The 23,612-nt window shown below is 73.5% G+C and carries 20 protein-coding genes; 12 read left to right on the top strand and 8 right to left on the bottom strand.

The features are described 5' to 3' along the window. Window positions 1-12 precede the first annotated feature (12 nt). Genes BLV72_RS33015 through BLV72_RS33005 form a run of 3 tightly spaced genes read left to right on the top strand, consistent with a single transcriptional unit; the run spans window position 13 to window position 2,904 of the window. Window positions 13-840 carry a universal stress protein gene (locus BLV72_RS33015; protein WP_093466940.1) on the top strand — a complete coding sequence of 276 codons (828 nt, stop codon included), beginning with the start codon at window positions 13-15 and terminating at the stop codon, window positions 838-840. A 24-nt stretch (window positions 841-864) separates the two neighbouring features. Continuing rightward, on the top strand, window positions 865-2,223 hold the full coding sequence (locus BLV72_RS33010) for a nicotinate phosphoribosyltransferase (RefSeq protein WP_093466938.1): 1,359 nt from the start codon (window positions 865-867) through the stop codon (window positions 2,221-2,223). Window positions 2,224-2,271: 48 nt separating this feature from the next. Further along, on the top strand, window positions 2,272-2,904 hold the full coding sequence (locus tag BLV72_RS33005; RefSeq protein WP_425288410.1) for a CBS domain-containing protein: 633 nt from the start codon (window positions 2,272-2,274) through the stop codon (window positions 2,902-2,904). Between the two features lie 445 nt (window positions 2,905-3,349). Here BLV72_RS33005 and BLV72_RS33000 read toward each other — a convergent pair whose 3' ends face one another. Continuing rightward, window positions 3,350-3,931, bottom strand: a complete 582-nt coding sequence (locus BLV72_RS33000) for an Rv1733c family protein (RefSeq protein WP_093466935.1) — start codon at window positions 3,929-3,931, stop codon at window positions 3,350-3,352. 147 nt (window positions 3,932-4,078) lie between these two features. Between BLV72_RS33000 and BLV72_RS32995 the strand changes: the two genes are divergently transcribed. After that, on the top strand, window positions 4,079-4,783 hold the full coding sequence (locus tag BLV72_RS32995) for a response regulator (protein ID WP_014056799.1): 705 nt from the start codon (window positions 4,079-4,081) through the stop codon (window positions 4,781-4,783). A 112-nt stretch (window positions 4,784-4,895) separates the two neighbouring features. Beyond that, the gene (locus BLV72_RS32990; RefSeq protein WP_093466934.1) at window positions 4,896-5,933 is read left to right on the top strand and encodes an Acg family FMN-binding oxidoreductase; all 1,038 of its coding nucleotides are present in this window, start codon (window positions 4,896-4,898) and stop codon (window positions 5,931-5,933) included. 196 nt (window positions 5,934-6,129) lie between these two features. On the opposite strand, the gene BLV72_RS32985 is transcribed toward BLV72_RS32990, so the two are convergent. Continuing rightward, window positions 6,130-7,842, bottom strand: a complete 1,713-nt coding sequence (locus tag BLV72_RS32985; RefSeq protein WP_093466932.1) for a GAF domain-containing sensor histidine kinase — start codon at window positions 7,840-7,842, stop codon at window positions 6,130-6,132. Window positions 7,843-8,034: 192 nt separating this feature from the next. Between BLV72_RS32985 and BLV72_RS32980 the strand changes: the two genes are divergently transcribed. Next, window positions 8,035-12,651 carry a glycoside hydrolase family 2 TIM barrel-domain containing protein gene (locus BLV72_RS32980; RefSeq protein ID WP_093470688.1) on the top strand — a complete coding sequence of 1,539 codons (4,617 nt, stop codon included), beginning with the start codon at window positions 8,035-8,037 and terminating at the stop codon, window positions 12,649-12,651. Window positions 12,652-12,765: 114 nt separating this feature from the next. On the opposite strand, the gene BLV72_RS32975 is transcribed toward BLV72_RS32980, so the two are convergent. Both BLV72_RS32975 and BLV72_RS32970 read right to left on the bottom strand, forming a co-directional pair. Continuing rightward, window positions 12,766-13,266 (bottom strand): NUDIX hydrolase, encoded by a 501-nt coding sequence (locus BLV72_RS32975; RefSeq protein WP_208905806.1) that lies wholly within the window; start codon window positions 13,264-13,266, stop codon window positions 12,766-12,768. 51 nt (window positions 13,267-13,317) lie between these two features. Further along, on the bottom strand, window positions 13,318-14,088 hold the full coding sequence (locus BLV72_RS32970) for a class I SAM-dependent methyltransferase (RefSeq protein ID WP_093466929.1): 771 nt from the start codon (window positions 14,086-14,088) through the stop codon (window positions 13,318-13,320). A gap of 132 nt (window positions 14,089-14,220) precedes the next feature. Between BLV72_RS32970 and BLV72_RS32965 the strand changes: the two genes are divergently transcribed. Beyond that, window positions 14,221-14,754 carry a winged helix-turn-helix transcriptional regulator gene (locus BLV72_RS32965; RefSeq protein ID WP_093466928.1) on the top strand — a complete coding sequence of 178 codons (534 nt, stop codon included), beginning with the start codon at window positions 14,221-14,223 and terminating at the stop codon, window positions 14,752-14,754. A gap of 60 nt (window positions 14,755-14,814) precedes the next feature. Then, window positions 14,815-15,243, top strand: coding sequence for a DUF2267 domain-containing protein (locus BLV72_RS32960; RefSeq protein ID WP_093466926.1), 429 nt, complete (start codon window positions 14,815-14,817; stop codon window positions 15,241-15,243). Between the two features lie 45 nt (window positions 15,244-15,288). Here the strand turns inward: BLV72_RS32960 and BLV72_RS32955 are convergent, their stop codons facing one another. After that, window positions 15,289-15,627: a DUF8129 domain-containing protein gene (locus BLV72_RS32955; RefSeq protein WP_093466925.1), complete on the bottom strand. Its 339-nt coding sequence runs from the start codon at window positions 15,625-15,627 to the stop codon at window positions 15,289-15,291. Window positions 15,628-15,953: 326 nt separating this feature from the next. On the opposite strand from BLV72_RS32955, the gene BLV72_RS32950 reads away from it, so the two are divergent. From BLV72_RS32950 to BLV72_RS32940, 3 genes are all read left to right on the top strand, one after another. After that, window positions 15,954-16,634 carry a peptide deformylase gene (locus BLV72_RS32950; RefSeq protein ID WP_093466923.1) on the top strand — a complete coding sequence of 227 codons (681 nt, stop codon included), beginning with the start codon at window positions 15,954-15,956 and terminating at the stop codon, window positions 16,632-16,634. Window positions 16,635-16,838: 204 nt separating this feature from the next. Continuing rightward, entirely contained in the window at window positions 16,839-17,597 is a 759-nt protein-coding gene (locus BLV72_RS32945; RefSeq protein WP_093466921.1) for a GNAT family N-acetyltransferase, read from the top strand. Window positions 17,598-17,611: 14 nt separating this feature from the next. Then, window positions 17,612-18,451: a lysophospholipid acyltransferase family protein gene (locus tag BLV72_RS32940; RefSeq protein ID WP_244321129.1), complete on the top strand. Its 840-nt coding sequence runs from the start codon at window positions 17,612-17,614 to the stop codon at window positions 18,449-18,451. An 80-nt stretch (window positions 18,452-18,531) separates the two neighbouring features. Here the strand turns inward: BLV72_RS32940 and paaK are convergent, their stop codons facing one another. After that, window positions 18,532-19,839, bottom strand: a complete 1,308-nt coding sequence (paaK, locus tag BLV72_RS32935; protein ID WP_093466917.1) for a phenylacetate--CoA ligase PaaK — start codon at window positions 19,837-19,839, stop codon at window positions 18,532-18,534. A gap of 231 nt (window positions 19,840-20,070) precedes the next feature. Here paaK and BLV72_RS32930 point away from each other — a divergent pair, with 231 nt between their 5' ends. Beyond that, a complete protein-coding gene (locus BLV72_RS32930; RefSeq protein WP_093466915.1) occupies window positions 20,071-20,589 on the top strand; it encodes a hypothetical protein in 519 nt (172 codons plus the stop codon). 276 nt (window positions 20,590-20,865) lie between these two features. Here the strand turns inward: BLV72_RS32930 and BLV72_RS32925 are convergent, their stop codons facing one another. Together BLV72_RS32925 and BLV72_RS32920 are read right to left on the bottom strand one after the other, a co-directional pair. After that, window positions 20,866-21,660 (bottom strand): sugar phosphate isomerase/epimerase family protein, encoded by a 795-nt coding sequence (locus tag BLV72_RS32925; RefSeq protein ID WP_093466913.1) that lies wholly within the window; start codon window positions 21,658-21,660, stop codon window positions 20,866-20,868. Beyond that, a complete protein-coding gene (locus BLV72_RS32920) occupies window positions 21,657-23,600 on the bottom strand; it encodes a DUF2264 domain-containing protein (RefSeq protein WP_093466911.1) in 1,944 nt (647 codons plus the stop codon). Before BLV72_RS32920 ends, BLV72_RS32925 begins: the two co-directional genes overlap by 4 nt. Window positions 23,601-23,612: the final 12 nt, after the last annotated feature.

Raw genomic sequence — 23,612 nt, 5'->3', positions numbered from 1 at the left:
GAGGTGACACGGATGGCAGCGCCGATCGTCGTCGGCGTCGACGGTTTCGCCGAGAGCCCGCCGGCCGCACACTGGGCGGCCCGCGAGGCGCTGCTGCGGGATCTGCGGCTGCGTCTGATCCACGCCTGGAACCCGCCGTCGCCCGAGGCCCCGACCCTCCCCCACGAGGACGATCTGAACTACTGGGCGCAGCGTCTGCTGACCGACCTGGTGGGTGAGTTGCGCGACGCCCATCCGGGGCTGCGGGTCTCGGCCGAGCTGGTGCCGCGTGAGACCGTGCCCGCCCTGCTGGACGCGGCCCGGGACGCCGAGATGCTGGTGCTCGGCTCGCGCGGTCGCGGCACCCCCGGCGGCTACCTGCTCGGATCGACCGGCCGCCATGTGCTGGCGCACGGGGAACGGCCGGTGGTCATGGTGCACGCCGACGACCGGCCGCTGACCGCGGATGTGACCGTCGGGGTGTGTCTGCGGGGGACGAGCGAGGAGACGCTGCGGTTCGCCTTCGACGCCGCCGCCCGGCGCGGCGGCGCGCTGCGCGCCGTACACGCGGGCGCGGGTGCGGGCGCGGGCCCGGGAGGGCCGGAAAGCGAGGAAGCGGCGGCGGACGCGCTGGACGCGGTGCTGCGCCCCTGGCGGGAGAAGTACCCCGGGGTGCCGGTGGCGGAGGCCCTCACCTCCGAGCGCCCGGCCCTCGGGGTGATGCACACCGCGCCGGGCTCCGGGCTGCTCGTGCTGGGCCGTGAGAAGACGGAGCCGGACCCCGTCCCCCGCCTGGGCTCGGTGATCCAGGCGGCGGTGCACCACGCGCCGTGCCCGGTGGCGGTCGTCCCGTGCGGCTGATGTCCGAAGGGAGGCGAGAGTGACGTGTCGGAGGCGATGACCACCGACCTCTACGAGGCGACGATGGCCCTGTCGTATCTGCGCGAGGGCATGACCGGCCCGGCCACCTTCGACCTCTACGCCCGCGGGCTGCCGCCCGAGCGGGGCTTCCTGGTCGCCGCGGGCCTGGAGCCGGCGCTGGACTTTCTGGCCGGCTTTCGCGTGGAGCCCGAGGACGTGGCGGCGTTCGCCGCGGCTATGCACCGTCCGTCCGAGGACCTCGAACCCCTGCTGGGGCTCGGCTTCGACGGCGAGGTGCGGGCAGTGCCCGAGGGGCGGCTCGTCCTGGCCGGGGAGCCGCTGCTGGAGTTGACCGCGCCACTGCCGCAGGCGCAGCTTGTCGAGACGTATCTGATGGGGCAGCTGAGCCATCAGACCACCATCGCCTCCAAGGCGGCCCGGTGCGTGCTGGCCGCGGAGGGGCGCCCGGTGGTGGACTTCTCGCTGCGCCGCACCCACGGCCCCTGGGCCGGGATGCAGTCGGCGCGACTGAGCGCGATGACCGGGTTCACGGCGACCAGCAATGTGGCGGCGGCCGCCGCGTACGGGATCGAGGCCGGCGGGACGATGGCGCATGCGTATATCGAGGCGTTCCCGGACGAGGAGACCGCGTTCCGCGCGTTCGCCCGTACCCATCCCGGCCCGGTCACCTTCCTGGTGGACACCTACGACACGGCGACCGGAGTGGCCACCGCGGCGCGGGTGCTGCGCGAGCTGGAATCCGGGCCCACCGGCGCCATCCGGCTGGACAGCGGCGATCTGGGCGAGCAGGCGGTGCGGGCGCGCAGGATCCTCGACGCGGCGGGGCTGCCCGAGGTGCGGATCGTGGCGAGCGGCGGGCTCGACGAGTACGCCCTGGAGGAGCTGGTCCACGCGGGCGCGCCGATCGATGTCTTCGCCGTGGGCACCCGGATGGGGGTGTCGGCCGACGCCGCCGCCCTCGACACCGCGTACAAGCTGGTCGCCTACGACGGGACCCCGGTGATGAAACTGTCCTCGGCCAAGGCCACGGCCCCCGGGACCAAGCAGGTCTGGCGCCGCGCCGGCTACGCCGATGTGATCGGCGAACGCGACGAGCTTCCGCCGGGCGGCGGCGCGCCACTGCTGGAGACCGTGATGCGGGAGGGCAGGCGCACCGGGGCCCCCGACACCCTCGACCGCGCGCGGCGGCGGTTCGCCACCGATCTCGCGGGGCTGCCGCCGCACGCCCGGCGGATCCGCCACCCGGTCCCGCCCCGGCCGGCCACCTCCGCCGGACTGGCCGGGCTCGCGGGGCGGGTGCGCCACCGGATCGAGCACCGGCTGGCGGCCGGCGGCGAGGCGGGCGGAAGACAGGCAGCGTGACCCAAGGAGGATGCCGTGCCCCGGAGTGCGCACATTGTGAGCGATGTGATGACCCATACCGTCGTCGCCGTCGGCCGCGAAGCGCCGTTCAAGGAGATCGTCAGAACGCTGGAGCAGTGGAGGGTGAGCGCCCTGCCGGTGCTGGAGGGCGAGGGCCGGGTCATCGGCGTGGTCTCGGAGGCGGATCTGCTGCCCAAGGAGGAGTTCCGCGACAGCGATCCGGCGCGGGTGGCGCAGCTGCCCGACCTTCCCGGTGTCGCCAAGGCGGGCGCGGTAACGGCCGATGAGCTGATGACGACCCCCGCCATCACCGTCCACGCGAGCGCGACGCTCGCCGAGGCCGCGCGGATCATGACCCATAAGCGGGTCAAACGGCTCCCGGTGGTGGACGAGGAGGGCCGCCTCGAGGGCATCGTCAGCCGCGCGGACCTGCTGAAGGTATTTCTGCGGCCGGACGACGACATCGAGGAGGAGGTGCGCCGCGAGGTGGTGGCCCATCTCTTCCCGGCGGCGGGGGAAACCGTCCGGGTGAGCGTGAACGAGGGCGTGGTCACGCTGACGGGACGGGTCAAGGAGGCCGTTCTCATCCCGGCGGCGGCCCGTCTCATCCGGGCGATCGAGGGCGTGGTCGACTTCGACAACCAACTCACGGCCGCGCCTCATACGGCCCAGCGGCGGTAGGTCCGCGGTGCGTCGGCGGGCCGTGCGAGGTCGGGGCCGCGGGAGGGCGCGCCCGGCCGCGCCGGGAGGCCCCCGGCGGTGTGGCTGGGACCGTGGCTGGGACCGTCACCGAGGGCGCGCCCGGCACGACGACGGAGGAGACGTCTCCTACGCCACGTCCCGCGCCGCGGCGGCGATCTGCCCCTGGGGCGGCGCAGCGGCGCGCGACGCCCCCCAGCAACCGCTGGGGGCATCCGCCGCCGGACGCCGCCCGGCGGCGTACCGCCGATGCCGCACGCGCCAAGACCGGCCGGCCACGGCGGTTGGTGATCGGGCCTCGCCGGATGCGGCGGCCCGGCGCCGCTGGGAAGCACCCGGGCCCCGGATGCCACGGGCCCGCGCAGCGTCAGCCACCGATGTCACACCCGCGAAAGACCCGCCCGACACGGCGCTACGTGACCGCTCGTCACCGGATGTGGCGGCTCCAGCGGGGGCCGACCTCGGCCCAGGCGCGGCCCCATTCCTGGGTGCGGGCGCGGTCCAGGCGCCAGCGCGCCACACCGCGTCCGGCCAGCGAGATCGCGCCCACGCCCGCCGCGGCCGACGTTCCGGCGAGCACCGCGCGGGTGGCGATCTGCTCGGGGGTGGGCGGCCGCTGGACCATGCGGCCCCGGTCGTCGGTCCAGACCTCGGTGGCGGTGCCCGCCTTGCTGCCGTCGTGGACCCGGGCCGTGCCGGTGTGGACGGTGCCGTCCGGGCCGGTCCACCGGACGATCGCGCGCACCTGGCCGGTGGTGGACCCGTCGCCGGCGGGCTGCGCGACGGGCGCGTCCTCCTTCAGGACCGCGGGCACCCGGTGCCGGTCCGCCCGCTCCTGCCGCAGCGACGCGTCCACGGCGGTGCCCGCGGCGACCCCCGCCGCCGGGCCGCCGACCGCCATCACCAGGCCGGTGACCAGCACGACCCACGCCTCGATCACATCCGAGCGGCGTCTGAGCGGGTTGCGACGCCACCGCCACGTCCGCCGCCCCCGCACTTCCGTGCCCATGTCGCGACCGTCGCACGCGCGGGGAGGGCGGGACGAGGGCCGGGCAGCCCCCTTGGGGGCCCGTTCGGCCCTGGTACCGCCCTGACCTGCTGCGCCACGATTCCCACCGGGGGCAGGGCGGACGGCGGACGAACAGTGCGAGAGCCCATGACCGAGACACGAGCGACACCGGCGACACCGGCGACACCGATCAGGGTGTTCGTACTCGACGACCACGAGGTCGTCCGGCGCGGACTGCACGATCTCCTGGACGCGGAACCGGACATCGAGGTGGTCGGCGACGCGGGAACCGTGGACCACGCGCTGGCCCGGGGCCCGGCGCTGCGGCCCGATGTGGCCATCCTGGACGTCCGGCTGCCGGACGGGGACGGCATCACGGTCTGCCGCGAGCTGCGCTCCCGGATGCCGGATCTGGCCTGTCTGATGCTGACCTCGTTCGACGACGACGATGCGCTGCTGGACGCGATCATGGCCGGGGCGGCGGGCTATGTGCTCAAGCAGATCAAGGGGTCGGACCTGGTCTCGGCGGTGCGCACCGTCGCCTCCGGCCAGTCGATGCTGGACCCGGCCACCACCGCCCGGCTGATGAGCACCCTGCGGGGTGACACCGCCCCGCAGGAGCCCAGGGACGAGGTGCTGGCCGGACTGTCCCCGCGCGAGCGGGAAATCCTGGTGCTGATCGGCGACGGACTCACCAACCGGCAGATCGGCAAGCGGCTCTTCCTGTCCGAGAAGACGGTCAAGAACCACATCTCCCGGCTGCTGGCCAAGCTGGGCGTGGAGCGCCGTATCCAGGCGGCGGTGCTGGCGACCCACTCGGCCCCGCCCCCCGCCGACGACCACCCGGGATGACCCGGGCCCGGAGCCGCACAGACCCGTCCGTAGCCCTCGACCGCCCCCATCCTGACGGCCCACCACCACTGACGGCCCACCACCACTGACGGCCCACCGGCGAGGAGACCCCATGCAGCCCGCAATGCTCGACGCGGCGATCCTGGAGAAGCTCATCTCCGCGGCCGTGGCCGCCCCGTCGATGCACAACACCCAGCCGTGGCGCTATCGGCTGAACCCCGACACCGTCACGCTGGAGGTCCGGGCCGCCCCCGAGCGGGCGCTGCGGTACGCCGATCCGATGGGCCGGGCCCTGAGCGTCTCCGCCGGGGCCGCCGTGTTCAATCTGCGGGTCGCCGTGGCCCACTTCGGCTGGGAACCGGTGGTCCGGCTGCTGCCGTACCGGTCGCAGCCCGATCTGCTGGCCACGGTGCGCCTGGCCGCGTCGCCCCACGACGGCGCCGGGCACGTTGCCCGGCACCACGGCGACCGGCACGATGCCCCGCACGGCGCCCCGGACCACGATCTGTACGACGTCATCTGGCGGCGGCACAGCAGCCGCTCCCCCTTCTCCGGGCGCCGGCTGCCGCCACGGGTGCTGTACGAACTGGCGGAGGCGGCGCGGGCGCACGGGGCCACGCTGTGGCTGGCGGGCCCCGAGGAGACCTCACGGCTGCTGCGGCTGACCGCCGAGGCGGAGCGGCGCACCTCGGGGGATCCGCGTCGGCTCGCCGAGAGCCGCGACTGGGTCCGCGACATCGGGCCGTACGGCATCCCGGCGGCCGCGCTCGGGCCGCGGGACGTCACCGGGCGGCTGCCGATGCGCGACTACCTCGGCCCGGCGCCGGACGGCCGCCGGGGCGGTGACGCGCCCGCCGCGGCGTTCGAGAGCCATCCGGCCATCGCCGTGCTGGCCACGGACCAGGACCGGCGCACCGACTGGCTGCGGGCCGGGCAGGCGCTGGAACACGTATTGCTGCTGGCGACGTCGTACACGGTCCGGGCCTCCCTGCTGCACCAGGCGCTGGAGTGGTCGGATCTGCGGTGGTCGCTGAGCGACGCCCACCGGACGCCGGGCCATGTGCAGATGCTGATCCGGCTGGGTTACGGACCGGTCGGGCCGGCCACTCCGCGCAGCGGGGCGGCCGAGACCCTGGACGGGGGCCGCTGAGCCGGCACGACCAGGGCGGCACGCCCACCGCCCCCGCGACGGACACGCCCACCGCCCCCGCAACGGACACGCCCACCGCCTACGCCCACCGCCCCCGCAACGGACACGCCCACCGCCTACGCCCACCGCCCCCGCAACGGACACGCCCACCGCCTACGCCCACCGCCCCCGCAACGGACACGCCCACCGCCTACGCCTACCGCTCCGGCAGCGGTACGCCCCACACCAGGCGGGTGCCGCCGCCCGGCGGCTCGGCGAGCTCCAGCTCACCGCCGAGCTTCTCGGCGCGCTCGGCCATGTTCCGCAGTCCGCTGCGACGGCCGCCCTCGGGGATGCCCATCCCGTTGTCCGTGACCATGAGGGTCAGCCGCCCGGCCGCCACGACCAGCGAGATCTCGGCGGCGTCGGCCCGTGCGTGCCGGGCGATGTTCGACATCGCCTCGGCCAGGACGGCGACCATGTCGTCCGCGACGGTGCGCGGCACATCGGTGTCGACCAGGCCCTCGGTGCGCAGCGAGGGGGTGAAGCCGAGCGCGGGCACGGCCTCCTCGATGGTTTTGGCGGTACGGACCCGCAGCCCCTGGACGGCGGGGCCCGCCTCGTGCGAGCGCAGCCCGAAGATCGTCGAGCGGATGATCTTGATGGTGTCGTCCAGGTCGTCCACCACCCGCAGCAGCCGTTCGGAGCCCTCCGGGTGCTGGACGAAGCGCAGCGTGGACTGCAGCGTCATCCCGGCGGCGAAGAGCCGCTGGATGGCCAGGTCGTGCAGATCGCGGGCGATCCGGTCGCGATCCTCCAGCAGCGCGAGCTGCTCCGCGTCGCGCCGCCGCTCGGCCAGTTTCATCGCGATGGCCGCCTGGCCCGCGAAGCCCAGCAGGGTGTCGGTCTCGATCTGGGTGAAGGCGGGGCTGTCCGCCATGCGGGCCAGCGAGAGCACTCCGCCCACTCCGTCGCTCGTGCGCATCGGGACCGCGACGGCCGGGCCGAGCCCATCCCAGCGCTGCGGGCCGACCGTGATCCGCGGGTCGTTCTGGACGTCGGTGCTGGTGACCGGCTCGGAGGCGGTGAAGGCCGCACCGCCGAAGGTGCCCCGGCGGGGCAGCACCAGACCGCGGTGGGCCTCGGCGTCGGTCCCCGCCGCCAGCGCGACCTGCAGTTCGTCGGTGCCGGCCACCGGCAGCATCAGCACGCCCAGATCGGCGGCGAGGATCCGGCGGGCGTGCTCGACGATCAGCTCCAGGACCCTCGTCTCGTCCACTCCGGACAGCAGGCTGTGGGTGACCTCGGCGTTCGCCTCCAGCCAGCGCTGGCGGTGCCGGGCCTCCTCGTACAGCCGGGCGTTCTCGATGGCCACTCCGGCGGCCACGGCGAGGGTGGACAGCACCGTCTCGTCCTCGCCGTCGAACTCCTTACCGCCGCGCTTCTCGGTGAGATAGAGGTTGCCGAAGACCTCGTCGCGCACCCGGATGGGCACCCCGAGGAAGGAGCCCATCGGCGGATGGTTCGGCGGAAAGCCGTAGGAGGCCGGATGCTCCGAGAGCTCGCCGAGCCGCAGCGGCTGGGGGTGGCGGATCAGCTCCCCCAGGAGGCCGTGGCCGGACGGCAGATGCCCGATCGCCTCGATCCGGTCCTTGTCGATGCCCACCGGCAGGAATTCGGCCAGCCGCTGGTCCTCGCCGATCACCCCCAGCGCGCCGTATTCGGCGTCCACGAGCACCACGGCCGCCTCGACGATCCTCCGCAGCACATGCGAAAGATCCAGCTCCCGGCCCACCGACAGGACGGCTTCCAGCAGGCTGTGCACCCGGTCCTGGGTGCCGCGCACTCCGTCGATGCGCAGCTGCAGCTCCTCCAGCAGCTCGTCCAGTCGCAGCTGGGGCAGGGACTCCGTACTCCTCGCGCTCTCCATACCCACGGTGCCTCCGTCGGCCTCACCGCGCCCGGCGCGGCATTCCGCACGGCCCTCACTCTCTTCACGGTAGCCGCGCCCGGCCGACGGTGAGTCGGTCGGAACATCTTGGCGCGAGAGGACACGTTGGCTAATGTGCGGGCCTGTTCACTCTGGAGCGTTTTCCACACCCACAGAAGGGTGGACCACCAGATGTCCCGACGCCTCCGTCGTCGTCTCCTCCTCCCCCGCTTCTCCCGGCCACCCCGGAAATCCCGGCCGGCCCGGATCTCCCGGCTCGCCGCCTTCGCCCTGGCCCTCGCACTCGCCGCCCCCGCCGCCCCGGCGGCAGCGGCGAATCCCCCCGATCCGCCCGCGGATGTCTACAAGCTGCTGGAGGACCCCGAGGTCACCTCGGTCGGCCAGGAGCCCGCCCATGCGCGGCTGACCCCGTACACCGACACCGCCGACGCCCTCGACGGCGGCTCCAGGAGCCACTGGACCGCCTCGCTCGACGGCGCCTGGAAGCTCCATATGTCCGACCGCCCCGAGGAGGCGCCGAAGGACTTCTTCACCGAGGGCTATGACACCTCCCGCAGCGGCTGGCGCAGTGTGAGCGTGCCGCACACCTGGCAGACGGACGGTCTCGACCATCCGGTGTTCCGGAACATCCCCACCGAGATGTATCCGGACGCTCCCCCGAAGGTCCCGCATGACGTCAACCCCACGGGCGCCTACGTCAAGACCTTCGAGCTGCCGAAGAGCTGGGAGAAGCGGCGGACGTTTCTGCGCTTCGAGGGCGTCACCAGCGGCTATCTGCTGTGGGTGAACGGCTCCTACGCCGGCTATGACCAGGGCGGCTACACCCCCGCCGAGTTCGACATCAGCGACCGGCTGCACCCGGGCCGCAACACCGTCGCGGTGCAGGTGCACCGCTGGGGTTCGGGGGCGCATCTGGAGGACTACGACCAGTGGCGCTTCTCGGGCATCTTCCGCTCGGTCGGGCTGTACTCCACCCCGGCCACCTATCTGCGGGACATCACGGTCAAGACCGATCTGGACGCCCGGTACCGCGACGCCCGGCTGACCGCCGAGGTCGACGTGGCCGCCAAGGGGCCACGGCGCGCCACGGATGAGCGCAAGGTCCTCGGTACGCTCTACGACCGGCGCGGGCACAAGGTGACAACGATGTCGGGGACGGTGGCCGACGGCAGCGGGTCCACGACCCTCACCGCCGATGTGGCCAATCCGGCCAAGTGGACCGATGAGACGCCGAATCTCTACACCCTCGTCGTCCGGCTCGCCGACGCGGACGGCACGGTCACCCACACCACGGCCCAGCCGGTGGGCTTCCGCAAGATCGAGATCAAGGACAGACAGCTCCTCGTCAACGGCGAGCGCATCCTCATCAAGGGCGTCAACCGCTCCGAGACCGACCCCGGCACCGGCCGCCACGCCACCCGTGAGCGCACCGCCTCGGACGTCTCCCTGATGAAGCGGCTCAACGTCAACTCCGTGCGCACCTCCCACTACCCCTCGGACCCCTACCTCTACGAACAGGCCGACACACGCGGTCTGTGGATCGACGACGAGGTGGACATCGAGACCCATCACCACGACGCCTGCCCGGACGACTGCCTGGCCGAACGGCCCGAGTGGCAGGCCGCGTTCATGGACCGCCTGACGGCGATGTACGAACGGGACAAGAACCATCCCAGCGTGCTGATGTGGGACACCGGCAACGAGGCCGGACTGGGCAAGGCCCACTACGCGATGGCCGACTTCCTGGACCGCGAGGACCCGGCCCGGCCGGTCTACCACCAGCCCAACAGCCCGGACGGCGACGCCCCGTTCGCCGATGTGTGGGGCCCGCGCTACCCCTCCCCCTCGGGCCTGGAGGAGAAGGCGAAGGCCACCACCAAGCCCATCGTCATGGGTGAGTACGCCCACGCCATGGGCAACTCGCTCGGCAACTTCCGCGAGTTCTGGGATGTCGTACGCAAGTACCCCCAGGTCCAGGGCGGCTACATATGGGACTGGGCGGAGCAGAACATCACCCAGCCCCTGCTGACCACCCCCGACACCTCCGGCAACGACATCCTGTCCTACGTCTCCGGAAAACCCGACCTGGTGGCGGGCCACCGGGGCAAGGCACTGGAGCTGTCCGGTCTTGACGACTTCGTGGAGGTCTACCGCGACCCGAAGCTGGACGCGGTCTCGGACGCGCTCACCCTGGACGCCTGGGTGAAACCCGCCGACTGGACCGGCTCCTTCACCATGATCGCCAAGGGCGACCACAGCTATGCGCTGAAGATGCGCGACAAGGACACCCTGGAGTTCTTCGTCTACGGCGACGGCGACTGGCACACGGTCGCGGCCGATGTCCCCGAGGGCTGGTACGGCTCATGGCATCGCGTCTCGGGCACCTTCGACGGCCGGACGCTCCGGCTGCTCGTCGACGGGAAGCAGACCGCGTCGGCCGACTGGACCGGGGCAGTCGGCTTCTCCGCGCAGCCGGTGAACATCGGCCGCAACCCGGAGACCGACCAGGAGAACATCCGCACCCGGATGGCACACGGCACCGTCGATCAGGTCCGCGTCTATCACAAGGCGCTGAGCCCCGATCAGCTCGCCGCCGACCCCAGCGGGGACGCGGTGCTCGCGCTCGACTTCGACCGGCTCGACCGTAAGGGGGACTTCCTGTCCTACGGCGCCGGAACCGGCGGGGTCGACGGGGTGGTCTCCTCCGACCGCACCGTCCAGCCCGAGGCCCGCGCCATGGCGGCGGTCCACGCCCCGATCCGGATCTCGGGCGACGAGGCCCGCGCGGGGCGGATCGAGGTGCGCAACGAGCGGTCCTTCACCGGCACCGGCGACCTCCGGCTGCGCTGGCGCGTCACCGAGGGCGCCCGCACCCTCGCCCAGGGCAGCCGCGGCCTCGGTCTCGCCCCCGGTGAGCGGAGCACCCTCCAGCTGCCGAAGCCGCCCGCCAACCCCCAGGACGCCGACCGGCAGCTGACCGTGGAGGCGGTGCAGGCGGCGGACACCGCCTGGGCGAAGGCCGGACACCGGGTCTCGGTCGAGCAGTTCGACATCGGCGGCCGCCAACTCGCGGGCACGACACCCGCGCGGGCACCGGGGAAGGCGAAGGCCACCACCTCCGGCGACCGCCTTACGGTCACCGGCGACGGCTTCTCGTACGGCTTCGACCGGGCCAGTGGCGAACTCGTCTCCATGAAGTCCGATGGCCGGGAGCTGCTCGGCTCCGGCCCCGAACTGGACGCCTGGCGCGCCCCGCTCAGCAATGAGATCGGCTCCGAGGAGGGGCCCTGGCGCGAGGCGGGCCTGGACCGGCTGCGCACGAAGCCGGGCAAGGTCACGGTGGACGAGCGGAACGGCGAGGTCGTCGTCACCGTGCCCTCCTCGGCCGCCGCGCCCGGCGTCAAGGACTCCTCGTTCGCCCAGACCCTGCGGTACACCGTCAGCGGCACCGGGGAGCTGCGCCTCGACCACCGCGTGGAGGCCCGGGGCGCGGCGCGCAAGGTGCCCTATCTGCCCCGCATCGGGCTCTCGCTGCGCATACCCGACCGCTACGACCGGTTCAGCTGGTACGGGCGCGGGCCGCAGGAGAACTACAACGACCGTAAGGACGGCGCCCCCGTGGGGGTGTACTCCACGGACGTGGACGATCAGTTCGCCGGATACACCAAGCCACAGGACTACGGGAACCACGAGGACGTCCGCTGGGCCTCGCTGTCCGACGGCAGCGGCGGGCTCCTGGTGTCGGGGGACTTCTCGGCCGGGGTGACCCCCTACACCGGGATCGACCGCGCCGCCTACCCGTTCGCCCTCCGCAAGGACCCGGGAGGCAACACCCTGCACCTGGACCACGCGGTGAGCGGGGTGAGCGAGACGTTCCACACCGTGCTGCCCGAGTACCAGGTGCGGCCCGCCAAGGAGTACGCCTACACCCTGCGGCTGCGCCCGCTCACCGGCGCCGAGGCCCGCACCGGCACCCCGCACGGCCCGGTGGTCTGCGCCCCCGAGGCCAAGCTCACCGCCGCCGACACCACGGTGGCGGCGGGCGGCTCCACCTCGGCCGAGCTGACCGTCACCAACCCGTGCGACACCCCGTTGCGCGACGTCACGGCGGCCTTCGGCCTGGCCGAGGGGTGGACCGCCGCGCCCGGCACCCTCGACGTCGGCGACCTCGCGGCGGGCCGTACCGCGACCGTACGGACCGAGATCACCCGCGGCGAGGGCACCCCGGACGGCCTGCGGCCCGCCGTGGCCGATGTCCGCGCGACCTCGGCCGGTGGCGCGCGGGTGAGCGGCTCGGCGTCGGCCGAGATCGACGGCACGCCTCCCCCACCGCGCGGCGACGTGGCGCTGTCCACGCTCGACTTCCTCACCGCGGACAACGGCTGGGGCCCGGTCGAACGCGACCACAGCAACGGCGAGTCCGCCCCCGGCGACGGCAAGACCCTGACCGTCGGCGGCACGACCTACGAGCGCGGCCTCGGCACCCACGCCGATGCGACGGTCGAGGTCTTCCTGGGCGGCAACTGCTCGTCCTTCACGGCCGACACGGGCGTGGACGACGAGGTGGGGGCCGACGGCAGCGTGGTCTTCGAGGTCTACGCCGACGGCGAGCGGGTGTACCGCGGTGAGACGGTGCGCGGTTCGGACGCGGCCGTGGCGGTGAAGGCCGACGTCGAGGGCGCGCAGCGGCTCCGGCTGCGGGTCACCGACGGCGGCGACGGCAACGCGCATGACCACGCCGACTGGGGAGCGGCCACGGTCCGCTGCGGAACGGGAGGAACGGGGTGACCTGAGGGCGGACGGCCGCGGGCCCCGATCAGGCGCCCCCGGGGCCCGCGCCGTCCGTCCGGTCACCCCCGGGGCCCGCGCCGCCCGTCCACTCCCCGGGGCCGCGCCTTCCGTTCAGTCCCCGGCCCCCGCGCCGTCCGCCCTCTGGAGCAGTTCCTCGAGCCGGTCCAGGAAGATCCGCTGCTTCGTCACGATCTTCCGGCGGGCCTCGTCCGGGCCGAACCAGGCGACCCGGTCGATCTCGGGGAACTCCCGCATCCGGCCGGACCCCTTCGGCCACTCCATGGCGAACGTGCCGGGTGTGATCCGCTCCGGGTCAAGGTCGCCCGCGAGCGCCCAGACGGTGACCTCCTTGCCCCCGGTCTGCGTCACCGAGCCGAGCGGAATCGGCTCGCCGCCGGGCGGGGGCACGCCGAGCTCTTCCTCGAACTCCCGGCGCGCGGCGGCCTCCGGGGTCTCGTCCTCGTCGTACTCCCCCTTGGGCACGGTCCAGGCGCCCGCGTCCTTGGCGGCCCAGAACGGGCCTCCCATATGGGCGAGCAGCACCTCAATGGCCGGGCCCGCCGGGCCCGCACCGCGGTACAGCAGGAGTCCGGCGCTGCGCTTACGCGTCACAGCGACCAGTGTGCGCCCATGCCACCCGGGTGGACTGCCGGGCTCGCCGGGTCAGCCCTTGCGGGCGTAGCCGAGGTAGGTGACCAGCGGCCGGGCGTCCGGGGCCAGGACGAAGTCGACGATCGGCGGGATCTGCTCATCGCTGATCTGCCCCTTGCGGCGCGCCATGGTGGCCTTGACCAGGCTGCGCGGGTCCTTGGGCTTGAAGTCGCAGATGTCCTCGTTGCGCAGCCCCTGCCGGTCCAGGGCGGCGGTCAGTTCGGCTGGGGTGCGCAGCCGCGCAGCCGTGTAGCGGCCGGCCGGCATGATCCGGGTCATCGGGACGCGCTGGAAGGCGCCGAGGTAGATCAGCCGGGAGAGAAAGGTGCGGTTGACGGTGTCGTAGATCAGCACACCGCCGGGCCGCAGCACCCGGGCGGCCTCCGCGAGCACCCGGTCCAGCTCCGAGGTGATCTCGAAGGTGTCCGCGTAGTAGGCGAGGTCGAACGCGCCGTCGGCGAGGCCGAGTTGCTCGGCGGGCGCGGTGCGGTACTCGATTCCGGGGTACTCGCCGTCACCCGCCTCGCGCGCCATCTCGGTCGCGGTGGCGGAGGGGTCGACGGCGACGACGTCGAAGCCGAGCCCGGCCAGCCCGCGGGCCAGCAGCCCGCGGCCGCTGCCCACGACCACGGCGCGGCTTCCGGGCGCGGAGAGGTCCGCGCTCTCGAGGGTGGTGCGGACGTACTCCAGGCGGCTGTCCTGGAAGGTGACGGCCCGGATCTGTCGGCCGTCGACGGCCTCCGGCGACCGTGAGTCCAGTTCGATGTGCGGGGCGGCGGCCATCGTCTTCTCCCTCACGGGTGCGCGGATTCGCGGATTCACCGGTGCCTGGGGTGGGCCGGACGGGCTCGCCCGGTTCCCCGAGGAAACCTAACATTTTTAAGTTCCCTCAGGGAACTCGGCTAGGGTTGTGTCATGACCCGTACTCCGCTCGCCGATGTGGCCTGCTCGATCGCCCGCGCCACCGATCTGTTCGGCGACGCCTGGACGGCGCTGATCATGCGGGATGTGCTCACCGGGGTCACCCGCTTCGACGATCTCGCCCATGACCTGGGCATATCGCGGAAGGTTCTGGCCGCCCGGCTGTCCCGGCTGGTCGAGGAGGGGGTGCTGGTCCGGGAGCGATACCAGGAGCGGCCGCCGCGTGAGCACTATCGCGCCACCGCGAAGGGCGAGGAGCTCTATCCGGTGCTGCTCGCCCTGATGGAGTGGGGCGACCGCTGGTACGCGGGCCCCGCCGGGCCGCCGGCCCGGATCCGCCATCTCGGCTGCGGCCGGGACACCACGCCGGTGTCCGCGTGCGCCCGCTGCGGGGAGCCCCTGACGGTCGGCAACACCGCCCAGCTCCCGGGCCCCGGCGGGCGCACCGGACCCGGCACCCGGGTGCTGGGACCACTGCTCGCCGCGCGGGAGGAGACCCCGGAGACCGGGCACCCGACGACGGTTTGAGCGAACGGCACGGGGCACTCGGCACAGCAGCCGGGCATCCGACCACGAGGAGCGCCGACCATGCGCTACGAAGAATTGACGGGCCTGGTCCAGGCCCGGGCCCAGCTCCCCGACCGGCAGTCGGCCGAGCGGGCGATACGGGCGACGCTCGAGACCCTCGCCGAGCGCATCCCGGGCGGGCTGGCGGACCATATGGCGGCACAGCTGCCACAGGAGGCGGGCGAGCCCCTGCGGCGGGTCGCCGCCGCACACGAGGGCACACCCGAGGAGCGCGCGCACCGGCGGGACCACGGCGAGCGGTTCGACCTCACCGGTTTCGCGGGCCGGGTCGCCTGGCGCACCGAGCACACCGAGGAGGAGGCGCTGCGCGAGGCGGCCGCCTTCTTCGAGGTGCTGGACTCGGCCGTGGACCCGGAGCTGATGGAGAAGCTCTACGGCGTGCTGCCGAGCGACATCCGGGGGCTGCTGCCGGAGGCACGGGCCGAGTAGGGCCGGGGAGAGCGCCCCTGGGTTCCGAGGGCTTGTGCGAGCGGTTCACTCCGCCTGCCCCGGGTGTCCGGGGTGGCCGTGGCGCGGCGGCGGGCTCGGCTCGGCCGCCGTCTGCGGCGTCACCGGCGATCCGCCGCGCGGCGGATCGGGCCGCTCGGGGAGCGGCTCGGCGCCCGGCTCGCCGGGCGAGGGGGTGGCGCCGCCCTCCAGCTGGCGCAGGCGCGCCGTGACCACCTCGACGACCGGAAGGCGGTCGGCGTGGGAGCGCTCGTACTCCAGCAGCTTCCGCAGCCGCTCCTCGGTGAGGGCGCGGATGCGGTGCCGCAGGGCGCCGAGCGGCAGATGGTCGTAATCCGCGAGCGGCAGGTCATCGTGGCTGGTCATCCGCCCTCCCTTCACCCCTCCTCCGGGGCCCGTGCGGCGAGCGGGTACCCGCACACCTACGGCGAAAACGACATAACGGGCGAGGGTGGCGGGAAGGGCTGCCGCCCCGCCGTGCACAACGGGGGGAGCCCCGCGGGGCGGCAGCGACCGAGCCGGGAGGACTCGGCCGAGCCGCGGGGGCGTGGGATGTTCCCGGCGACTCATCGGCGTCTACGGCCCCCATCGGTGCCCTGTTCACCTTTTGTCCGATGGTGAGCACCCGCTGGTGAGCACCCACCACTTGCGCACCGGCCACGCCCTCGGTGATCGTCTGTCAGGCTGTCCCCATGCCGACCACCACCGTGTCCGAGCTCGTCGACGAACTGCTCTCCGGGACCCGCCCGCTGCCGATCATCTCCGCGGGCCTCCCCGTCCTCCGGCAGCCGGCCCTGCCGTACGACGGCCAGCTCGCCGCGGATCAGCTCGACCGGCTGCTGGCGGCGATGCGGGAGACGATGCACTCCGCGCCCGGGGTGGGGCTCGCTGCCCCGCAGATCGGTGTGCCGCTGCGGCTTGCGGTGATCGAGGACCCGGCGGAGGTGGCGGACGAGGTGCGGGAGGTGCGCGGCCGGGTGCCGCAGCCGTACCGGGTGCTGGTCAATCCCGCCTACGAACCGGTCGGCGACGGCCGGGCGGCGTTCTTCGAGGGGTGTCTGAGCATCCCCGGCTGGCAGGCCGTGGTCAGCCGCCCGGACCGGATCCGGTTGCGCGGGCAGGACGAGTCGGGTCGGGAGCTGGACGAGGAGTTCACCGGCTGGCCCGCGCGGATCGTGCAGCACGAGACCGACCATCTCGACGGCGTCCTCTATCTGGATCTGGCCGAAACTCGCTCCCTGTCCTCGGCCCAGGCCGTCAGCGACTACTGGTCCCAGCCCACGCCCGCCACCGCCGCCCACTCACTGGGCTTCCCGCTCCGGACCACTTCCGGCACCGATGACAACGGCGGCACCGGCGCTACCGCTCCGTAACCACGGGCCGACCAGCGGCATGTGTTCGTCATCGACTGGCAGTCGCCGAATCACCACACGGACACTGTGACGTACGTCGCCACGGCAAGACTGGTGAACACCTGCGGTGCGCGCCGCCTCAGCGCACCGCACGGCGAGTGAGGCGTTTCTTCCGCTCTTCCCCAGTCCCCACCGCTCCTGACTTCCCTTGAACGGAGAACAGGAATGTCCGTGCTCACGACGTCCTCGACGACGGCGCCCACCAGCTCGTACGTCACCTCGATCGCCCATACCCAGGAGCAGATCCACGCCGCGCAGCGGCTGCGCTACCAGGTGTTCGGCGAGGAGAGGGGCGGCCGGCTGGACGCCGCGGTCGACGGCCGCGACGTGGACGAGTTCGACGAGGTCATGGACCACCTGATCGTCACGGACACGGCGACGGGCACCGTGGTCGGCACCTACCGGCTGCTTCCCCCCGGACGCAGCGAGCGGCTCTACTCGGACACCGAGTTCGATCTGCGCGGCCTTCCGACCGAGGTCCGCTCGTCCATGGTCGAGACCGGCCGGGCCTGTGTCCACGCCGACCACCGCACGGGCGCGGTCATCAACCTCATGTGGGCCGGTCTGGCCCGCTATGTGCTGCTGTCCGGCCATCGCTATCTCGCGGGCTGTGCCTCGGTGCCGCTGGCCGAGGGCGAGGGGGCGGCCGCCAACGCCTGGCTGCTGGGCACCACCAAGCACGCCGCCCCGGCCGAGATGCGGGTCCACCCGCTCGACCCGTGGATACCCTCACGGCCGCTGGACGGCGAGCCCAGCTACGCGGACCTGCCGCCGCTGCTCCGCGGCTATCTGCGGGTCGGCGCCTGGATGTGCGGCTCCCCGCAGCACGACCGGGCCTTCAACGACGCCGACTTCTTCGTGCTGCTGGACACCGAGCGGATGAACGACCGCTACCGCCGCTACTTCCTCGGCGAATCCCAGTGACCGACACGGCCGCGATGAGTCTGCCCGAACACGCCTGGGCGGGCTGGTCCCCGTGCACTCCCGGCTGTGTCTCCCACGCCGCCGACCGCGTCCCGGCCACCCGGGGCGCCCGGCGGGCCGCGGTCTTCGTCCGGGCGGTGATGGGCGCGATGCTGTCCGGTCGGCGGATCGCCGAGCCCGAGACGCTGCGGGCGCGGGCGGCGACACTGCTGGACTCCCTCGGCATCCGGCTGGAGGTGACGGGCGACAGCACGCTCAGCGCGCCCGGCGGCACCGGCACGCTCGTCGTGGCGAACCACATCTCCTGGCTGGACATCCTCGCGCTGCTCGCGGTGGAGCCCGTGGTGATGCTGGCCAAGCGGGAGATCGCGGGCTGGCCGCTGATCGGCTCGCTGGCCACCCGCGCGGGCACGCTGTACATCGACCGCGGTTCGCTGCGCGAACTCCCCGACACCGTACGGGAGATGGCGGCCCGCATGCGTGATGGCCAGTCGGTGATGGCCTTTCCCCAGGGCATCACCTGGTGTTCGGGCACGGGCGGCAGCTTCCGGCGGGCCACCTTCCAGGCCGCGCTGGACGCGGGCGCGCCGGTGCGTCCGGTGACCCTGGAGTACGTCCAGCACGGCGCCTTGACCACGGTGGCCGCCTTCGTCGGCGAGGACGACTTCGGCGCCTCGCTGCGCCGGGTGCTGCGCGCCGACGGGCTCACGGTGCGGGTGACCGTGCACCGTGCGCTGCGGCCGATGCGGGACGCGGACGACCGGCGCCGGGTCGCGGCACAGGCCCAGGCGACCGTTTGCGGGGGGCGGTTGCCCCTGCATCAGGAGATCCCGGCCCTCGAACTGGCGCGCTGAGCCCTTCCGCTCCGGGCCCTCCCGGGCGCCGCGTCCCGGACGCCACGTCCCGTCCACGGCTGGAGCGGCCGGGGCGGTGCTCAGCTCTCCGTCCGCCGGTCCCTGACCCGGCGGATCTTGCCCACGGAGCGCTCCAGCGTCTCCGGGTCCACGACCGCCACCTCGACCGTGAGCCCCACCCCGTCCTTCACCCCCCGCGCGATCGCCCCCGCGGCGGCCGCGCGCTGCTCGGGACCGGCGCCGGGGCGGGCCTCGATCCGCACCGTCATATGGTCCATCCGGCCGCGCCGGGTCAGCTCGAGCTGGAAGTGCGGGGCCACCGCCGGGACCCGCAGCACGATCTCCTCGACCTGGCTGGGGAAGACATTGACCCCGCGCACGATGAGCATGTCGTCACAACGGCCGGTGATCTTCTGGATGCGCCGGAAGGCGGGGCGGGCGGTGCCGGGCAGCAGCCGGGTCAGATCGCGGGTGCGGTAGCGGATGACGGGGAGCGCCTCCTTGGTGAGGGTGGTGAAGGTCAGCTCCCCCTCCTCGCCGCCGGGCAGTACCGCGTCGCCGAGCGGGTCGACGATCTCCGGGTAGAAGTGGTCCTCCCAGACGTGCAGCCCGTCCTTGGTCTCCACGCACTCCTGGGCCACCCCCGGGCCCATCACCTCGGAGAGCCCGTATATGTCCACCGCGTGGATGTCCATGCGCTCCTCGATCTCCCGGCGCATCTCCTCCGTCCAGGGTTCGGCGCCGAAGATGCCGACCTGGAGGGAGGTGGAGCGGGGATCGACGCCCTGGCGCTCGAACTCGTCCAGGAGCGTCAGCAGATACGAGGGCGTGATCATGATGATCTCGGGCCTGAGGTCCTGGATGAGCCGCACCTGCCGGGCGGTCATGCCCCCGGAGGCGGGGATGACGGTGCAGCCGAGTCGCTCGGCGCCGTAGTGGGCGCCGAGGCCGCCGGTGAACAGGCCGTAGCCGTAGGAGATATGCACCTTGTGGCCGGGACGGCCACCGGCCGCGCGGATCGAGCGGGCGATCACCTCCGCCCAGACCGCAAGGTCGTGCTCGGTGTAGCCGACGAGGGTGGGACGGCCGGTGGTGCCGCTGGAGGCGTGGAGCCGCCGCACCTCGCTCTGCTCGACGCCGAACATCCCGAAGGGGTAGCTGTCGCGCAGATCAGCCTTGGTGGTGAAGGGGAAGCGGGCCAGGTCCTCCAGGGTGCGGCAGTCCTCGGGGCCGACCCCGGCCTCGCGGAACCTCTTGCGGTACAGCTCGACATGGTCGTACGCATGGCGCAAGGTGGCGCGCAGCCGGGTGAGCTGGAGCGCCCTCAGTTCCTCGGGGCTCATCCGCTCGGCGTCGTCGAGCGGAGCCACGCTCAGGGATTCCGCCATGGGCCGTCCACCACCTCCGCTTGCCGACCGAACATTCGGTCACCGTTCGGGCGCGGTCCAGTAATCCAGCATCCGACCTGGCTGTCAAGGGTCAGGACAGCCCGGCCGCGCCGGTCCGCACCCGGCCGGGCGCGGAAGGGTGCGAGGGGGGTGAACGATCGGCCCCGCCCCTGCGTATCCGTAGATGCGATGGACGCAGCCGCGACCGGATCCGATGCGAGAGGGCCATTTATGTACGACTCCGCCGACGCCGGCGCCCGGCACCCGCTCCGGACCGCCGATCGCCCCCCGCGCCGCCACGGCGTACGCGCGATGGCGGTCGCGGCGGCGGTGGGCGCGCTGCTGACCGTCGCCGGATGCGGGGGCGGGAACGGTAAGGCGGACGCCAAGGCGGAGACCGGGGGGAACGCCGCCCGGCCGAGCGCGAGCCCCGCGCCCAAGGCCGCGCGGGTGGAGCAGCTCGCCTCGGCCGCCGGTTGCGAGCCGCAGTTCACCACCAAGGTGGACGACTACCGCCAGGCCGTCTGCAGGACCGCCAAGGGCAAGTTCGTCTTCCTCGACTTCGTCACCGCCGAGAACCAGCGCGACTGGCTGGAGACCGCGCAGATGTACGGCGGGGTCTATCTGGTCGGCAACCGCTGGGTGCTGTCGTCCTCGCCCCGGAAGAACATGGAGACGCTCCGGGACGAGTTCGGCGGCACCATCGAGGAGGAGACCTCCTACGGGGGTGCCTCCCGCACCCCCAAGTGATCACCTGCCCATCACTCGCCACCGATCCCGTGTCCGGCGGCTCCTTCCCCTCCCCGCCCCCTCCCGAACCAGGGGCTTCGCCCCTGGACCCCGAGGCGTCACGAGTCCGACCGTCGCCGCCCTGAACACCCGCACCGGCGGACTGATCGCGGTCGGCACGCCGACGCCGCGGACGACCGGGCCGACGCCCACGCACATCCAGGGCGCCCGGCCCGGGGCCTGGGCAGAGCCCCAGTAGAGGGAAAGGGCGGGGAGGGGAACAGCCCGCCGCAGGCGTCACAAGCCGCCGGACACCCCCTGAACGTCGGCGAGCGCACGCAGCGTGGCCGCCTCCCGCGGCAGCAACCGCTCGTCGTCCCCCGGCACGAACTCCAGCAGGACATCCAGCGGCGGACCGCCGGACACCGCGGCGCGGTGGGTGAGCAGCCGCTCGAAGGCGCTGCGCCACAACGGGGCGCGGGCGGTCAGCGGCAGCCGGGTGGTCCCCGGCCACCAAGAGAAGGCGTGCACCGCGGCGACCCGGTCCCCCAGCGCGTCCAGCCCCTTCAGCGCCTCGGCGTCGGGCATGTCGACGGGCGGCTGCCAGTAGGTGGTGACCTCGGCGCGGTCCACCTCGTCCAGCAGCCGGAGGGTGTGGTCCGCGCCGTCGGTCAGGGTGTTGCGGTGGAATTCGTAGGCGAGTTCCAGCCCCGCGTCCGCGGCGAGCGCGGCCGCGCGCCGGGTGTCCTCGACGACCGCCCGGCGTCCCTCGGGCGGGGTCTCCCGGGTGCCCGTGGCGCCCGCCCAGATCCGGATGCGCGGCGCGCCGAGCGCCACGGCGGAGCGGAGTACCGCGTCGAACTCCTCCGGGTCGCCGTGCCCGGCACGGTAGTAGGAACCGTACGAGGCGACGGCGAGCCCGGCGGCCACGGTGGCGTCGCGGACCCGCCGGGCGGTGTCCTCGTCGCCGGGCGGCACATGGACGTCACCGCCCCATTCGACGCACTCCAGGCCCGCTCCGGCCACGGCGGCGATCACCCGGTCCGGGTCGAGCCCGCGCAGCGTCACCGAGCAGATGCCGAGCCGCGTCATGCGCCCGCCTCCGTGACGATGGGCGCGTCTCCCGCGCCGAAGTCCACCACGACGCCCTGGCCGTCCGGCAGCCGCACGGTGACCGCGAGCCCGTTCACCTCGGCGGTGGCGAGATCGGCGAGGGGGGCCGGGTCGCGTTCGCCGGTGAGCGAGGCCAGGGCGACGAAGAGGGTGCCGGCCGGGTCCTCGCCGACGGTGCCGGTGAGTTCGGGGACCAGGGCCCACGGCCCGTACGCGGTGCCCTGCGGCGCCCGGACCGCGGTGGCGCTCTGCCAGCCGTGCAGTCCGAGGAGCTGACCGGTCACCTCTTCTCCGTCCAGCCGTATCTCGGCGCCCTGTTCGGTCTCCGCCGGGGTGCCCGGGGGCAGCGCGACGGCCCAGCCGCTGTGATGGATCCGGGTCCCGGCGGGGACGCCCACGGCGCGGTGGACGCGCACTTCGAGCCGGCCGCGGACGAGGGTCAGGCTGTCGACGCGGATCGAGGGCACCTTGGGGCCGGCGTCGGGGAAGGCGGGGGTGTGGGAGGAGGCGAGCCAGTCGGGGCCCGCGGCCAGGGGGTGGATGCGCAGCCGGGCGCTGCGCACTCCGCGCACCTCGACGGCGATGTGGTTGTCGGGGGTGTTGTCCGCGCTGGTGGGCCCGGTGCGAGTGGAGTAGGCGAGCCGGGCGTAGAGCGGGTCGGCGGGGCCGTGCTCGGCCTCCCAGGGGCGGAGCTTGTAGCTGCCGTGGTTGTGCAGCCGCACCAGCCCGTCCCGGCCGGTGGTCTGGACGAGGAACCCGGCGGCGGGCAGCGCCAGCGCCCGGTCCGGACCCTCGACGGGCGCGGCCTCCTCGGTGGCGGTCCACACCGGGTGGTCGGGCGGGAGCAGCAGGCCGAGGAACCCCTTGGAGGCCCAGTAGGGCGAGCCGGGCCCGGAGTAGCGCTGCAGGGTCGCGGCGTGCGGCCCGTACCAGCCCAGGCTCAGCACCCCGTCCTCGGTCAGCGCCCCGCGGTCCAGGAAGTGGCGCAGCGCTCCGCTGAGGATGCGGCGGGTGGCCCCGGGGGCGAGGGGGGTGTGGCCGGTGAGGGCGCCGAGGGCCACCGAGGCGACGGCGGCGAAGCGGTAGGTGAGGGAGCGGCCGTGGTGGATGGGGGCGCCGTCGGCGTCGAAGAGCAGCGAGAAGCCCTCGAGGAAGGTGCGCAGCCGCGGGCCGAGCCGGTCCAGCAGCGCTTGGTCTCCGGCCAGATGGGCGTGGAGCAGCGGGTACATGTGCAGCGCCCAGCCGTTGTAGTGGTCGAACGACCGCCCGTCGCCGTCGGAGTACCAGCCCTGGCCCTCGTACCAGCCCTCCAGGAGGCCGAGCCCCCGCTCGATGGCGCGGGCCGTCTCGGCGTCGCCGCGTCCGGCGGACTGAAGGAAACCGGCGACGGTGAGGGGGAAGAGATACCAGTTGTTGGGGGCCGGCTGGTGGCGCAGCGCGCCGCGCAGCCATTCCTCGGTGCGGTCCTGGGCGTCGGACGGCAGGGCCTCCCAGGTCCACGGCGCGGTCAGCCGCAGGCCCAGGGCCACGGACGCGGACTCCACCATGGGCTGGCCGTGGGCGCCGTGATGGCCGATCACCGGCCAGGACTCGGCGTCGTCGCGCCCGGGGGTGCGGGTGCCGCGGGCGATGCCCGCGGTGTAGCGCTCCAGGAAGCCGTGCTGGTCCTTGCCCGAGGCCCCGGCGGCGCGGAAGGCGGCGAGGAGGAAGGTGCGGGCGAACCCTTCGAGCCCGTCGGAGCGCACCCCGGACTTCGACGGGGGGCCGGGCAGGTCGATCAGGCCCTGGCCGGGGGTGGCGTAGCGGAGGGCGGCGTGCAGCATGCCGTCCGCGGCGGCCTCCCAGTGGGCGCGGGTGTAACCGGTGTGGGGGCTGAGGGTGCGGTCGTCGGCGGGGAGGAGGAAGGGGAGCTCGGGCATGGCGGGGTGGGC

The sequence above is a fragment of the Streptomyces melanosporofaciens genome, from assembly GCF_900105695.1.
Taxonomy (GTDB): Bacteria; Actinomycetota; Actinomycetes; order Streptomycetales; family Streptomycetaceae; genus Streptomyces; species Streptomyces antimycoticus.
This window is presented reverse-complemented; position numbering and strand designations above follow the sequence as displayed.

Bases quoted from the DNA above. Each gene is read 5' to 3' on its own strand.
- BLV72_RS32995 (WP_014056799.1), top strand. From the start codon at position 4,079: ATGACCGAGACACGAGCGACACCGGCGACACCGGCGACACCGATCAGG.
- BLV72_RS32990 (WP_093466934.1), top strand. From the start codon at position 4,896: ATGCAGCCCGCAATGCTCGACGCGGCGATCCTGGAGAAGCTCATCTCC.
- BLV72_RS32970 (WP_093466929.1), bottom strand. From the start codon at position 14,088: ATGGCCGCCGCCCCGCACATCGAACTGGACTCACGGTCGCCGGAGGCC.
- BLV72_RS32945 (WP_093466921.1), top strand. From the start codon at position 16,839: ATGTCCGTGCTCACGACGTCCTCGACGACGGCGCCCACCAGCTCGTAC.
- BLV72_RS32960 (WP_093466926.1), top strand. From the start codon at position 14,815: ATGCGCTACGAAGAATTGACGGGCCTGGTCCAGGCCCGGGCCCAGCTC.
- paaK (WP_093466917.1), bottom strand. From the start codon at position 19,839: ATGGCGGAATCCCTGAGCGTGGCTCCGCTCGACGACGCCGAGCGGATG.
- BLV72_RS32925 (WP_093466913.1), bottom strand. From the start codon at position 21,660: ATGACGCGGCTCGGCATCTGCTCGGTGACGCTGCGCGGGCTCGACCCG.
- BLV72_RS32950 (WP_093466923.1), top strand. From the start codon at position 15,954: ATGCCGACCACCACCGTGTCCGAGCTCGTCGACGAACTGCTCTCCGGG.
- BLV72_RS33000 (WP_093466935.1), bottom strand. From the start codon at position 3,931: ATGGGCACGGAAGTGCGGGGGCGGCGGACGTGGCGGTGGCGTCGCAAC.
- BLV72_RS32980 (WP_093470688.1), top strand. From the start codon at position 8,035: ATGTCCCGACGCCTCCGTCGTCGTCTCCTCCTCCCCCGCTTCTCCCGG.
- BLV72_RS32930 (WP_093466915.1), top strand. From the start codon at position 20,071: ATGTACGACTCCGCCGACGCCGGCGCCCGGCACCCGCTCCGGACCGCC.
- BLV72_RS32985 (WP_093466932.1), bottom strand. From the start codon at position 7,842: ATGGAGAGCGCGAGGAGTACGGAGTCCCTGCCCCAGCTGCGACTGGAC.
- BLV72_RS32920 (WP_093466911.1), bottom strand. From the start codon at position 23,600: ATGCCCGAGCTCCCCTTCCTCCTCCCCGCCGACGACCGCACCCTCAGC.
- BLV72_RS32955 (WP_093466925.1), bottom strand. From the start codon at position 15,627: ATGACCAGCCACGATGACCTGCCGCTCGCGGATTACGACCATCTGCCG.
- BLV72_RS33005 (WP_425288410.1), top strand. From the start codon at position 2,272: ATGACCCATACCGTCGTCGCCGTCGGCCGCGAAGCGCCGTTCAAGGAG.
- BLV72_RS32965 (WP_093466928.1), top strand. From the start codon at position 14,221: ATGACCCGTACTCCGCTCGCCGATGTGGCCTGCTCGATCGCCCGCGCC.
- BLV72_RS32940 (WP_244321129.1), top strand. From the start codon at position 17,612: ATGAGTCTGCCCGAACACGCCTGGGCGGGCTGGTCCCCGTGCACTCCC.
- BLV72_RS33015 (WP_093466940.1), top strand. From the start codon at position 13: ATGGCAGCGCCGATCGTCGTCGGCGTCGACGGTTTCGCCGAGAGCCCG.